This is a genomic window from Streptomyces sp. NPDC104202 (assembly GCF_055584185.1).
On sequence record NZ_JBVJMN010000005.1, the window covers coordinates 134,511 to 147,373 of the forward strand.

Below are 12,863 nucleotides of genomic sequence, written 5' to 3' on the forward strand. Positions count from 1 at the left end.
CAACCCCGCACCCGTACACCTGTGCAAATTCGAGGACATTCCCCGGCCGCCGCGGAAAGGCGGCCGGGGACCTTCCTGTGCGGAGGGTCACGGAACGGGCACCCGGCTTGACGTGACAGTGCCCTCGGGCAGACTTGGCCGAGAAATTCCGGATCAACGCCGCACGCGCGCGTAGGGGGAAGCACAGATGAGCCAGGACGGCGCACAGGGCCGCTATGCGGGCGGTTCGGTCGCGGGCGGCCGGTACCAGCTGCGCGATCTTCTCGGCGAGGGCGGCATGGCGTCCGTGTACCTGGCCTACGACAGCGCCCTGGACCGCCAGGTCGCCATCAAGACGCTGCACACCGAACTCGGCCGGGAACAGTCCTTCCGCGAGCGCTTCCGCCGCGAGGCCCAGGCCGTCGCGAAGCTGTCGCACACCAACATCGTCTCGGTCTTCGACACCGGCGAGGACACCCTCGACGGCGCCGTCATGCCGTACATCGTCATGGAGTACGTGGAGGGGCAGCCGCTCGGCTCGGTCCTGGCCTCGGACGTGCAGCAGTACGGGGCGATGCCGGCCGACAAGGCGCTCAAGGTGACGGCCGACGTGCTGGCCGCGCTGGAGGTCAGCCACGAGATGGGGCTGGTCCACCGTGACATCAAGCCCGGCAACGTGATGCAGACCAAGCGCGGCGTGGTCAAGGTCATGGACTTCGGCATCGCGCGGGCCATGCAGTCCGGCGTCACCTCCATGACGCAGACCGGCATGGTCGTCGGCACCCCCCAGTACCTCTCCCCCGAGCAGGCCCTCGGGCGCGCGGTGGACGCCCGCTCCGACCTTTATTCGGTCGGCATCATGCTCTTCCAGCTGCTGACGGGCCGCCTGCCCTTCGACGCCGACTCCCCCCTCGCCATCGCCTACGCGCACGTGCAGGAGGAGCCGGTCGCCCCGTCCACGGTCAACCGGGCGGTGACCCCGGCGATGGACGCGCTCGTCGCCCGCGCGCTGCGGAAGAACCCGAACGAGCGGTTCCCGAGCGCCGCGGCGATGCGCGACGAGTGCCTGCGGGTGCTGTCGGCCGGTCAGACCGGCGCCCCGGTGATCGTCCAGGGCGGTCCGGTGAGCAGCGGCGCCGGCGTCGGCTCGGCGGTCTTCCCGCCCGTCGGCCAGACGCCGCCGCCCACCCCGCACGGGGTGCAGCAGCCGTACGGGGCACCGACGCCGCAGCCCGGTCCGTACGGTCACGCGACCCCGGCGCCCGGCCCGTCGTACGGCTACCCGCAGCAGGCGCCGACGCCGGCCCCGTACGCCGGGGCGCCCACGCCCGCGCCGTACTCCTCGGCCCCGACGCCGGCGCCGTACGCCACCGGGCCGTCCCCCGCGCCGTACACGTCGACGTCCGCTCCCGCCCCGCGCGGCGGCTCCCGCAGGAACACCCCGGTGCTGGTGGGCGCGATCGTCGTCGCCCTGCTGGCCGTCGGCGGTCTGCTGGTGGCGCTCAACCTGGACGACAAGGACCCGGGCACCGACGCGGGCGGCACCGGCGGCACCGGGACGAACCAGACGGCGGCCCCCGGTCACAAGGGCCCGGACCTGACCAAGACCATCGACGTCAAGAAGTGCACGCAGCCCTCGGAGTCGAACGAGGACCCCGAGAAGTTCGAGGTCCCCAACTTCACCTACAAGAACATCCAGTCGGTGAAGGACTGCGTGCAGAAGGCCGGCTGGAAGATCACGACCCAGACGCCGGTGGACGAGTCGACCTACGGCGAGGGCACGGTCCTGGAGCAGTACCCGCCGGCCGGTGAGGACATCACCGACAAGGACGCCGAGTTCACCCTGAAGGTCTCGACGGGCAACCCGCCGCAGTAGCCCGGCCGGCGCCGCCGCGTACGCCGCCCCGGGCGTGCGCGGTACTCCCCCCGCGCCCGCCCGGATGCCGGAAACCTCCCGACATGTGACGCTGAGTCGACAACCACCGCGGCTCGGCACGGGAGGGGGTCACCCGGTGACTCCAGTACTCCGCAGGGCTCGGGCGCGAGCCTTCGGCTCCGCTCTCACCTGCGTGTTCGTCGGGGCGTGCGCCGTCTGGGCCGCGCCCCTCGCCCATGCCGCGGACCCGCCGGGCTTCCCGGTGGGCACCACGGCGCCGGGGCCCGGCGCGACCGGCACCACCCCGTCGGCGCCCACCGCGTCGTCCCCCTCCTCCTCCGCCCCGCCGTCCGCGACGCCCTCGGCGACCGACGGCGCCACCGCGGCACCCTGGCGCCCCTGGCCCGGCAGACCCGGAAGGCCGGGGAGGCCCGGTCACCAGGTGCCCGCGCCGACCGGTACGGCGGGCGGCGACGGCGCCGCCCCGGGTCCCGTGGCGGCGCCGGAGACCGGCCCGGCCGACGCCCCCGCCCCCAGCGGCTCCGCCTCGCTCGCGGGGCGTCCGGCCGGGGAGGGGCGTCCGCGTCCCGGACGCACCGAGACCGCCGGGGAGGAGAGCGCCGCGGCCTCCTCGCCGGACGCCTCTCGTACCGAAACCGCTACAGACGCCGGCCGGCCCGACGCCGTCGAGGAGGCGGACGAGGGGGTACGTGAGGAGGAGGCGCCGGTACCCGAGGCGGCGCGGGCGAGCCTGCCCGCCACCGGGGCCCGGATGGCGCCGGAAGCCTCTTCCACCCTCGGCGACCAGCGCGTTCCCGTCCTCACCCTGGGCGCGGGGCTGGCGCTGATGGGGCTCGGGATCGGCTTCCTCGGCCTCCGGATGCGCCGCCGCTGAGCGCCCGGGGGCCCTCGTGTCCCCCTTCCGACGGACGCTCCGCTTCCCCCTCAGGACGGTTGTCCGCGACGGCATACCCGGTATACATACTGAGTATGTCGATCCGCCACGGGCTCCTCGCCCTCCTCGAACGCGGCCCTCGCTACGGCTCTCAGCTCCGCACGGAGTTCGAGTCCCGCACGGGCGCCACCTGGCCGCTGAACGTCGGTCAGGTCTATACGACCCTGAACCGTCTGGAGCGCGACGGCATGGTCGCCCAGAGCGGCGAGGACGCGGCCGGCCACGCGCTCTACGCGATCACCGACGACGGGCGCACCGAACTCAGGACCTGGTTCGAGAAGCCCGTCGACCGCACCAGCCCCGCCCGCGACGAGCTGGCCATCAAGCTCGCCATGGCCGTGGGCGCACCGTCCGTCGACATCCGTGACGTCATCCAGTCCCAGCGCCGGCACACCGTGAAGGCGATGCAGGACTACACCCGGCTCAAGGCACAGGCCCTCGCCGCCGTCGAACGCGGCGGGGCCCGGGAACGGGACGACGTGGCCTGGCTGCTCGTCCTGGAGCAGCTGATCTTCCAGACGGAGGCCGAGGCCCGCTGGCTCGACCACTGCGAGGCCCGGCTGATCCGGCTGTCGACGACGGCCGCCGAGGCCGCCGCCGCTCACGGCACCGGCCCCGACGGGGCCGACGTCCCGCCCGGGGCGGCCCTTCCCGGCGCTCCCGCCGCGGCGGCCGCCCCGACCGTCCCACACGCCTGACACCCCGGAGCGCACCGGACGCTCCCCGCACGATCCACGCCGGTACGACCCGGCCGCGCCGACCGCACGCCGGCGCCGCCCGTACCGCCGGCCCACCACCTTCCACCGCACACCCCGTGCCCGGCCGACGCCGCGCACGTTCCAAGGGGGGACCCCTCGATGTCCACACAGCAGCCCGTGCTGCAACTCCAGAACCTGACCCGCGTCCACGGCGCGGGCGCCACCGAGGTGCACGCACTGCGCGGCATCGATCTCGCCGTCTACCCGGGCGAACTCGTCGCCGTCATGGGCCCGTCCGGCTCGGGGAAGTCCACCCTGCTCACCATCGCGGGCGGCCTGGACGCCCCCAGCTCCGGCCGGGTGATCGTCGAGGACACCGACATCACCACCGCCGGCGTCAAGGAACTCGCCGCCCTGCGCCGCCGGAGCATCGGCTACGTCTTCCAGGACTACAACCTCATCCCGGCGCTCACCGCCGCCGAGAACGTCGCCCTCCCCCGCGAGCTGGACGGGGTCTCCGCGCGCAAGGCGCGCGTCGAGGCCCTGGCCGCCCTGGAGGAGATGGGGCTCGGCCACCTCGCCGAGCGCTTCCCCGACGAGATGTCCGGCGGCCAGCAGCAGCGCGTCGCCATCGCCCGCGCCCTGGTCGGCGACCGCCGCCTCGTCCTCGCCGACGAGCCCACCGGCGCCCTCGACTCCGAGACCGGCGAATCCGTGCTCGCCCTGCTCCGCTCGCGCTGCGACGCGGGCGCCGCCGGCGTCCTCGTCACCCACGAGCCGCGCTTCGCGGCCTGGGCCGACCGCGTGGTCTTCCTCCGGGACGGCGCCATCGTCGACCAGACCGTGCGCAGCGACGCCGACTCCCTCCTGTCGGGCCAGGTGGCCGAAGCGTGAAGACCTGGTTCCACTCCTGGCGGGCCGCGATCCGCATCGCCCGGCGCGACGCCTGGCGCTCCAAGGGCCGCAGCGCCCTCGTCCTCGCGATGATCGCCCTGCCCATCCTGGGCGTCAGCGCCCTCGACCTGACCATCCGCAACTCGGAGCTCTCCGCCTCCGAGAAGGCGGGCCGATCGATAGGCGCGGCCGACGCCCGCTTCCGCGACGCCGATTTCGGCGGGGTACCCGTCCTCCAGGACGAGACCGGCGAGATGAACACCCCGGCCAAGGACTACAAGAACGAGCCGTGGCCGAGCGGCCCCACCGACGTCACCCGGACGATCCCCGCGGGCTCCACCGTCCTCACCGACGGCACCGGGTCGGCCAAGGTGACGACGGCCCACGGTCTGCTGCTGACCGATGTGCGTGAGCTCAAGGCCGGCGACCCGATCGCACGCGGCATCATGCCCCTCCTGGAGGGTCGTTACCCGGAGAAGGCGGACGAGGTCATGGCGACCTCGCACTTCCTGGAGACCAGCGGCCTGTCGGTGGGCTCGACCCTTTCCGCCCGCAATTTCGAGCGCACCTATCGGATCGTCGGCGCCTACGAACTTCCCGACGCCCTCGCCACGGATCAGATCAACGCCCTGCCGGGCGCCTTCCTCGCGCCGTACGCGAAGGCCGTCGAGAAGGCCGGTCTGAACGCGAGCGCGCCGAGCGTCTCCTATCTGGTGCGCAAGGCCGGCGGTTTCACGTGGAACGACGTCCAGAAGATCAACACCCAGGGCGTGACCGTCACCTCCCGCGTCGTGCTGCTCGACCCGCCGGCCAGGTCCGAGGTGCCGCTCTACCAGAAGGAGAGCTGGGGGGTCTACGAGCAGAGCACCGCGGCCCAGGCGGCCGAACTCGCGGCCCTTGGCACCGTCGTCGGCCTGGCGATGCTGGAGGTCTGCCTCCTCGCCGGCCCGGCCTTCGCCGTCGGCGCCCGGCGCTCCCGTCGCCAGCTCGGTCTGGTCGGGGCCAACGGCGGTGCCCGCAGCCACATCCGGGCCATCGTCCTGAGCGGCGGCCTGGTCATCGGTGTCGCGGCCGCCGTCACCGGCACCGTCCTCGCCCTGCTCCTGACGCTGGCGCTGCAGCCGATCCTGGAAGAGGCGATGGGCCAGCGGTTCGGCGCCTTCCACGTCCGGCCCCTCGAACTGCTCGGCATCGCGGCGCTCGCGGTCCTCACCGGTCTGCTGGCCGCGATCGTCCCCGCGATCACCGCCTCCCGGCAGACCGTGCTCGCCTCGCTCACCGGCCGGCGCGGCATCCGCCGCAGCAGCCGCGTGCTGCCCCTGATCGGCCTCGCGGCCCTGCTCATCGGCGGCGCCATCGCCCTCTTCGGTTCGATGGTCAGCCAGCAGTTCATCATCGTGGCGGGCGGCTCCGCCCTCGCCGAGCTGGGCGTCGTCGCCATGACCCCGGCCCTGGTCGGCCTCTTCGGGCGGACCGGCCGCTGGCTCCCGCTCTCGCCGCGGCTCGCGCTGCGCGACGCCGTCCGCAACCGGGGCCGCACGGCCCCCGCCGTCGCCGCCGTCCTCGCCGCCGTCGCGGGCACGGTCGCCGTCTCCACCTACATGGCCAGCAACGAGGCCGAGAACCGGGCCGCGTACGAGGCCAAGCTGCCGTACGGCGTCGCCTCCGCCTTCGTCACCGACGAGGGGGGCCGGGACGTCCCCGCCGTCCGCGAGGCCGTCCAGCGCACCTTCCCGGTCGACGCCCGCGCCGACGTCGAGCGCGTCTCGGTCGGCAAGCCCGGCTGCGCGCCCTGGGGCAGCGAACCGGGCTGCGGCCGCTACGAGGTCGTCGTCCCCCCGGCCAACGAGTGCCCGCTGTACGCGACGATCCCGGGCGGCGGCGACGCCTCCGAGCGCTTCACGCCCGACCAGCGGCGGAAGATGCTCACCGACGACTGGCGGTGCAAGGATTCCGCGAGCAGCGGGATGTACATCACCGACTCCGGTCTGCTCGTCGGCGACGCCAAGCTCCTCGGCATCCTCGGCATCGACGCCCCCGCGACCGTCAAGGCCCTCGCCGACGGCAAGATCGTCGTCTTCAACCGGGCCCTGGTCGACCAAAAGAACACCGTGGGGATCAAGCAGGTCACCGACCTCGCCGCCGCCGACAAGGCGTCCGAGAAGGGCCTTCCCGCCCCCGGCGCGATCAGCTCCGTCCCCGCCTACGTGGTGCCCGGTGCCACGAAGTCCTTCGGCGTCCAGGCCCTGATGACCCCGGCCACCGCCAAGGCCGCCGGCCTCTCCACCCTGCCGCTGGGCCTGTACGTGAGCACCGACCGGCTCCCGGACAGCGAGCAGCGCCAGAAGCTCGACGGCGAGATCGCCAAGCTCGGCAGCCAGGTGGAGCTCCACCTGGAGGAGGGCTTCGTCAACAAGAACGGCATCATCCTGTTGTCGCTGGCCATCTTCGCGGGCCTGGTCACCATCGGCGCCGCCGGCATCGCCACCGGGCTCGCCCAGGCCGACGCCGAGGCCGACCTGAAGACGCTCGCCGCCGTCGGCGCCCCGCCCCGGGTCCGCCGCACGCTCAGCGGGTTCCAGTGCGGAGTCGTCGCCGCGATGGGCGTGGTCCTCGGCTCCGCGGCGGGAATCCTGCCCGCGGTCGGCCTGCGGCTGACCGAGCAGCGCGAACAGATCCGGTTCTACGAGGAGAACCTGGCCCAGGGCTGGACCGGCGAGTCCGTCCTGCCCGACCTGCCGATCGTCATCCCGTGGGAGACCCTGGCGGGCCTGCTCGTCGCCGTCCCGCTGGGCGCCGCCCTGCTCGCCGCCCTGGTGACCCGCTCGCGCGGTGCCATGGCCCGGCGTGAGGCGACCTGACCGTCCCCGTTCGCGTCCTGTGCCCCTGTACAAGGGTGGATCACCCTCGTACAGGGGCACACCGTCTGTTGAGGCATGTGTACGAGAGAATGGCGGCATGGAGATGCCGAGGAATGACAGGTCGCAGGAGAGCCCCCAGGTCCTCATCGTGGGACAGGACGGGATGGCGCTCGGCGGCACTCAGGGCGACGACGAACCCCGCGAGGTCCCGGTGACGGAAATGGTCGAGCAGCCTGCGAAGGTCATGCGGATCGGCAGCATGATCAAGCAGCTCCTGGAGGAAGTACGTGCGGCACCTCTCGACGAGGCCAGCCGTGTCAGGCTCAAGGACATCCACGCCAGCTCCGTGAAGGAGCTGGAGGACGGGCTCGCCCCCGAACTGGTGGAGGAACTGGAACGGCTCTCGCTGCCCTTCACGGACGAGGCGATCCCCTCCGAGGCCGAGCTGCGCATCGCGCAGGCGCAGCTGGTCGGCTGGCTCGAGGGCCTCTTCCACGGCATCCAGACCGCGCTCTTCGCCCAGCAGATGGCGGCCCGCGCGCAGCTGGAGCAGATGCGCAGGGCGCTGCCGCCGGGCGCCTCCCACGACGATGACGACGACGACCGCGGTCACGGCCACGCGGTCCGCTCGGGACCGTACCTGTAGGTTGCACGCGATCGGGAGGTGCCCGTGGCCTGACGGCCCCGGGCACGACCCGAGGGTTCCGCGCGAAGGGGCCCGGCACACATCCGTGTGCCGGGCCCCTCGTCGTCGGGCGGTCCCGGTGCGGTCAGTCCTGGGGGGCGCGCAGCAGGACCTTGCCGACGTGGCCGCCGGACTCCAGGGCGCGGTGCCCCTCGGCGGCCTCCACCATCGGCACCTCGCGGTCGACGACCGGGCGGACCGTGCCGGCGCCGATCAGGGGCCAGACGTGCTCCCGGACGGCGGCCACGATCGCCGCCTTCTCCTCCAGGGGCCGGGAACGCAGGGTGGTCGCCATGACGGCCGCGCGCTTCGACAGGAGCGCGCCGAGATTCAGTTCGCCCTTCACCCCGCCCTGGAGTCCGATGATGACCAGCCGGCCGTTCACGGCCAGCGCCTTCACGTTCCGCTCCAGGTACTTGGCGCCGACGATGTCCAGGATGACGTCCGCACCCGCTCCGTCCGTCGCCTTGGCCAGCTCCTCGACGAAGTCTTGTTCGCGGTAGTCGATGAGGATGTCCGCGCCCAGCTCGGCACAGCGCGCCAGCTTCGCGGGGCCACCGGCCGTGACCGCGACCCGTGCGCCGACCGCCTTCGCCAGCTGGATCGCCATGGTGCCGATCCCGCTCGCGCCGCCGTGCACGAGGAGCGTCTCGCCCGGCCGCAGGTGCGCGATCATGAAGATGTTGGACCAGACGGTGCTGACGACCTCGGGGAGCGCCGCGGCCGTGGCCAGGTCGACGCCCTCCGGCACCGGCAGGAGCTGGCCGGCCGGGACCACGACCTTCTCTGCGTAGCCGCCGCCGGCGAGCAGCGCGCACACCTCGTCGCCGACGGACCAGCCCGACACCCCCGGGCCGAGGGCGGCGACGCGGCCCGAGCATTCGAGACCGGGGTACGGGGAGCTGCCGGGCGGCGGGTCGTAGAAGCCCTGGCGCTGGAGGAGGTCGGCGCGGTTGACCGCGCTCGCCACCACCTCGACGAGGACCTCGCCCTCGCCGGGTACGGGATCGGGCACCTCGGCCCAGACCAGGGCCTCGGGACCACCGGGTTCCGGAATCGTGATCGCATACATGGCGGCGAGGCTACTCCCGCCGCCCCGCCGTCCCCGGGCTCAGTCGTCCGGCGGCGTGGAGAGCGGGGTCACCGGTGCGGCGCGCACGATGGTGATCACCCGGTCGGTCAGCTGGAGCGGGCTGGCCGCGGGGTCGTCGTAACCGAGCAGGCGGTGGCCTCGGAGCACGCTCACCACCAGGTCCCCGGTCTCCCGCACGCTCTTCCCGGCCTCGCTCTTGGTCACCGGGCGTTCGACGAGGTCGAGGCCCGAGCCCTGCTGGATCAGGTCCTCCATCACCGTGCCGGCACTGGGGCTCAGCACGGAGAGGCCGAGCAGACGGCCGGCGGCGCTGGCACTGGTGATGACCGCGTCGGCACCGGACTGGCGGAGCAGCGGCGCGTTCTCCTCCTCGCGGACCGCGGCGACGATCTTGGCGCCCCGGTTGAGCTGCCGGGCGGTCAGGGTGACCAGGACCGCCGTGTCGTCGCGCTGGGTGGCGATGACGATCTGCCGGGCCCGCTGCACCTCGGCACGGAGCAGCACGTCGCTCCGGGTCGCGTCGCCGATGACCCCGACGAAGCCGTCGGCGTTGGCCGTCTCGATCACCTTGCTGGAGGGATCGACGATGACGATCTGTTCCTTGTGGAGCCCGGTGGCGCAGAGGGTCTGGATCGCGGACCGCCCCTTCGTCCCGAAGCCGACGATGACGGTGTGGTCGCGCAAGGTGGACCTCCAGCGGTTCAGCCGGAACTCCTCGCGGGTCCGCTCGGTGAGGACCTCGAGAGTGGTGCCGACCAGGATGATCAGGAAGAGCACGCGCAGGGGCGTGACGAGCAGGATGTTGGCGAGCCGCGCCGAGTCGCTGTACGGGACGATGTCGCCGTATCCGGTGGTGGAGAGCGTCACGGTCGCGTAGTAGACGCAGTCGAGGAAGTCGAGCGTCCCGTTGGCGTTGTCGTGGTAGCCCGCGCGGTCGACGTAGACGATCAGGACCGTCAGTATCAGCACGCCGAGCGCCATCAGCAGGCGCTTGCCCACCTGGCGGAGCGGCCGCTCCACGACCCGCCGGGGCAGCCTGACCCGCGGGCCCGAGAGCTTCTCGTCGGCGTGCCGGGCCATCACGTCACGGCTGGGAAGTTTCACGTGAAACACGCTCCTTGGACCGGGACGGCCCCCGCCGTCGTCGGCCACGGAAGATCGAGGACGGTCAGCACCTGGCCGGGCCGCGCGCCGCCGGGCGGGACGACGGCCATGCCGTCGGCCCCGGCGATGCCCCGGAGCATCGCCGGCCCGTTGTAGTGGAGGGGGAAGGCCCGCCCGTCTCGGCGGACGACCGGGACGAGCCGGGTGTCGTGCGGGTGCCCGTGCACCTCGCCGTCGACGGGCACGCCGGCCGCACCGGAGACGGGCGGGCCCGGAGCGCCGGTGGGCGGGGTGCCCGCCCGGGTGAGGGCGGCGAGCAGCGGCTCGGCGAGGGTGAGCAGCCCGGAGACGGCCGCCAGCGGGTTGCCGGGGAGGCCGACGAGGTGACGGGTGCCCGCGGGTCGCTCGGCATCGCCGTCGAGGCGGGCGAGCAGCATGGGGTGGCCGGGCCGGACCTTCACGCCGTCGACGAGGAGGGTGGCGCCCGCCTGGTCGAGCACCCGGTGGAGGTGGTCCACGGGTCCCGCGGCGGTGCCACCGGTGGTGACGACCAGGTCGGCGGCGGAGCCGGTGACCGCCGCGTACAGCTCCTCGGCGTCGTCGCCGATCCGGCGGGTGGCCAGCACCTCGGCGCCGAGCGCCTCCAGCCAGGGCCCGAGCATCGGACCGAGCGCGTCGCGGATCAGCCCCTCGTGGGGAAGTCCCGAGGTGAGCAGTTCGTCGCCGAGGACCAGGATCTCCACCCGGGGATGGGGCCGCACGGGAAGCGCGTCGTAACCGGCGGCGGCGGCGAGACCCAGCACGGCGGGCGTCACGGCCACGCCCGCCGAGAGCAGCACGTCGCCGGTTCGGCACTCCTGGCCCCGCGGCCGGATGTCCTGCCCCGGCACGACCTCGCGCAGCGCGTGCAGCACGAGCCCGGTACGGACGGACGCCGCTCCGGCCGGCTCGGCCGGCTCGGTGCGTTGAGCTTGCTCGGTCGGGCGGGCCTGCTGGGCCTGCTCGGTGCGCGCAGGCGGATCGGCGGGATCGGCGGGCGCGACGGGCGCGGTCGGTGCGACGGCCCCGGCGGGCTCGGTACGGGAGTGCTCGCTGCGCAGGACGGCGGTGGTCCCGGACGGGACGCGGGCGCCGGTGGCGATGCGGACGGCCTCACCGGCGGCGGGCACGGCGGCGGGCGCGTGCCCGGCGAGCACCGCGCCGTCCTCGCGGACCGCCCACGGGCCGGGGCCCACGACGGCCCAGCCGTCCATCGCGGAGGTGTCGAACGACGGCAGATCGGTGAGGGCCGTGAGCGGTGCGGCGAGGACCCGCCCCAGCGCCTGCCCCAGCGGAACACGCAGGTCCGCGCGGCCGGCCCGCGCGGCGGTCCCGGCCTGCACGGCTGCCTGGCGCGCCTCCGGCCACGCGGTGGCCCGGTGCGGCCGCCCGGCCTTCCCGGCGGAGGCGAGGCCGGGGGTGACGGCGGCGGGGGAACCGGCGGCATCGGAGGAGGAGCCGCCGACGGCCCCGGAGGCACCGCCGGAGACGGCTTCGTCCCCGGCACCGGAACTCGCTCCGGCGCCGATACCGGCACCGGGCGCCGGTGTCGGTGCCGAGGGGCCTCCGGCATCCGGAGCGGCCGGGGACGCGGGTGCCGCGGCGCAGGCGGCGGGAGCCGGGTCCGGCGCGGCGGCGGGTGCGGCCACGGCGGCGGGTGCGGCCAGGGCGGCGGCAGCGATGGGTGCGGCGGGGGACGCGGCGGAGGCCGGGACGGCGCCGGGCTTCTCCGCCACGGGGGCGGGCTCCTTGGGGCTCATCCCGCCTCGTCCTGTTCGGCGGCCCAGCGCTGGGCCAGCGCCGCGGCCTTGCGGGCGGCCTCGGCGACCGCCTCCGGTCCGGCTCCGGGACCCGCGAGCGCCGCCGCGTATCCGACCAGGAAGGTGGTCAGGGGCGCGGCGGGGCGCGCCACGCCGTGGGCGGCGTCGCGGGCCAGGTCGAGGAGCACGCCCGTGTCGACGTCCAGCTCGATGCCCAGTTCGTTCTTGACTGCGGTGATCCATTCGTCCAGCACGGTCCCATGCTCCCTGATGCGGGACCGGGCCGTGGCGATGTCCTCCCAGGTGTCGCAGTCGAAGGAGGCGAGGGGGCCGGCGGCGACCCGGGTGAGCCGGAGGGACCTGGTGAGCCCGCGCAGCGGCAGGTGGGCCAGACCCCCGTGCTCGTGTGTGAGCCGGTCGAGTTCACGGCGCAGCGGCACGGCGCGGTAGGCGGCGACGAGGGGCTGGTCCCGGCCGTCCGCGTCGGTGAGGAGGGCGGCCTCGGCCGCGGGGTCCGCGGCGAGCGCGTCCAGGAGCCGCCCCACGGCGGCGGCGTCGAGGAACGGAAGGTCGGCGGAGAGGACGAGGAGCACGTCGGCGTCCGTCTCCGGCAGACCGGCGCCGAGGGCGGCGACCGGGCCGCCGCCCGGCGGTTCCTCCCTCGCCCAGCGGACGGGGCGGACCGTCGGACGCCGGTCCCCGACGACCACGGTCCGGCCCGCGTCGGGGCAGGCCGCGAGGACCCGGTCGAGGAGGGTCCGTCCCCCCACCCGTACCCCGGGCTTGTCGGAGCCGCCGAGACGCCGGGCGGCGCCTCCGGCGAGCACGACGGCGTCGTATGCGGTGGTCACCCGAGCAGTATGGGCCGCCGGGTGCCACCGGCGTCCGCCCCGTCCCACGGACCGGACGCCCGGCCGCC

10 protein-coding genes are annotated in these 12,863 nt (G+C 74.3%); 6 read left to right on the forward strand and 4 right to left on the reverse strand.

Annotated elements, in window-relative coordinates; all coding sequences use genetic code 11:
• Nucleotides 1-187 precede the first annotated feature (187 nt).
• The 6 genes from ACZ60W_RS05515 (at nt 188) to ACZ60W_RS05540 (ending at nt 7,909) form a co-directional block, all read left to right on the forward strand.
• Nucleotides 188-1,855 carry a protein kinase domain-containing protein gene (locus ACZ60W_RS05515; RefSeq protein WP_469754055.1) on the forward strand — a complete coding sequence of 556 codons (1,668 nt, stop codon included), beginning with the start codon at nt 188-190 and terminating at the stop codon, nt 1,853-1,855.
• 136 nt (nt 1,856-1,991) lie between these two features.
• Nucleotides 1,992-2,750 (forward strand): hypothetical protein, encoded by a 759-nt coding sequence (locus ACZ60W_RS05520; RefSeq protein WP_469754056.1) that lies wholly within the window; start codon nt 1,992-1,994, stop codon nt 2,748-2,750.
• Between the two features lie 95 nt (nt 2,751-2,845).
• On the forward strand, nt 2,846-3,508 hold the full coding sequence (locus ACZ60W_RS05525; RefSeq protein ID WP_469754057.1) for a PadR family transcriptional regulator: 663 nt from the start codon (nt 2,846-2,848) through the stop codon (nt 3,506-3,508).
• A 159-nt stretch (nt 3,509-3,667) separates the two neighbouring features.
• Nucleotides 3,668-4,402, forward strand: a complete 735-nt coding sequence (locus ACZ60W_RS05530) for an ABC transporter ATP-binding protein (RefSeq protein ID WP_469754058.1) — start codon at nt 3,668-3,670, stop codon at nt 4,400-4,402.
• Nucleotides 4,399-7,263, forward strand: coding sequence for an FtsX-like permease family protein (locus ACZ60W_RS05535; RefSeq protein ID WP_469754059.1), 2,865 nt, complete (start codon nt 4,399-4,401; stop codon nt 7,261-7,263). The genes ACZ60W_RS05530 and ACZ60W_RS05535 overlap by 4 nt, the downstream gene beginning before the upstream one ends.
• 97 nt (nt 7,264-7,360) lie before the next feature.
• The gene (locus ACZ60W_RS05540; RefSeq protein WP_017240334.1) at nt 7,361-7,909 is read left to right on the forward strand and encodes a bacterial proteasome activator family protein; all 549 of its coding nucleotides are present in this window, start codon (nt 7,361-7,363) and stop codon (nt 7,907-7,909) included.
• Between the two features lie 124 nt (nt 7,910-8,033).
• Here ACZ60W_RS05540 and ACZ60W_RS05545 read toward each other — a convergent pair whose 3' ends face one another.
• From ACZ60W_RS05545 to ACZ60W_RS05560, 4 genes are read right to left on the reverse strand one after another with little or no spacing between them, the layout of a single operon-like run.
• On the reverse strand, nt 8,034-9,020 hold the full coding sequence (locus tag ACZ60W_RS05545) for an NAD(P)H-quinone oxidoreductase (RefSeq protein WP_469754060.1): 987 nt from the start codon (nt 9,018-9,020) through the stop codon (nt 8,034-8,036).
• 39 nt (nt 9,021-9,059) lie between these two features.
• Nucleotides 9,060-10,121, reverse strand: coding sequence for a potassium channel family protein (locus ACZ60W_RS05550; RefSeq protein WP_469754127.1), 1,062 nt, complete (start codon nt 10,119-10,121; stop codon nt 9,060-9,062).
• A 20-nt stretch (nt 10,122-10,141) separates the two neighbouring features.
• On the reverse strand, nt 10,142-11,944 hold the full coding sequence (locus ACZ60W_RS05555; RefSeq protein ID WP_469754061.1) for a molybdopterin molybdotransferase MoeA: 1,803 nt from the start codon (nt 11,942-11,944) through the stop codon (nt 10,142-10,144).
• Nucleotides 11,941-12,795, reverse strand: a complete 855-nt coding sequence (locus tag ACZ60W_RS05560) for an NTP transferase domain-containing protein (protein ID WP_469754062.1) — start codon at nt 12,793-12,795, stop codon at nt 11,941-11,943. Before ACZ60W_RS05560 ends, ACZ60W_RS05555 begins: the two co-directional genes overlap by 4 nt.
• Between the last annotated feature and the right edge of the window lie 68 nt (nt 12,796-12,863).

Excerpts from the sequence above, each read along its gene's own strand:
- ACZ60W_RS05555 (WP_469754061.1), bottom strand. The coding sequence starts at position 11,944 with ATGAGCCCCAAGGAGCCCGCCCCCGTGGCGGAGAAGCCCGGCGCCGTC.
- ACZ60W_RS05550 (WP_469754127.1), bottom strand. The coding sequence starts at position 10,121 with ATGGCCCGGCACGCCGACGAGAAGCTCTCGGGCCCGCGGGTCAGGCTG.
- ACZ60W_RS05525 (WP_469754057.1), top strand. The coding sequence starts at position 2,846 with ATGTCGATCCGCCACGGGCTCCTCGCCCTCCTCGAACGCGGCCCTCGC.
- ACZ60W_RS05515 (WP_469754055.1), top strand. The coding sequence starts at position 188 with ATGAGCCAGGACGGCGCACAGGGCCGCTATGCGGGCGGTTCGGTCGCG.
- ACZ60W_RS05545 (WP_469754060.1), bottom strand. The coding sequence starts at position 9,020 with ATGTATGCGATCACGATTCCGGAACCCGGTGGTCCCGAGGCCCTGGTC.
- ACZ60W_RS05530 (WP_469754058.1), top strand. The coding sequence starts at position 3,668 with ATGTCCACACAGCAGCCCGTGCTGCAACTCCAGAACCTGACCCGCGTC.
- ACZ60W_RS05540 (WP_017240334.1), top strand. The coding sequence starts at position 7,361 with ATGGAGATGCCGAGGAATGACAGGTCGCAGGAGAGCCCCCAGGTCCTC.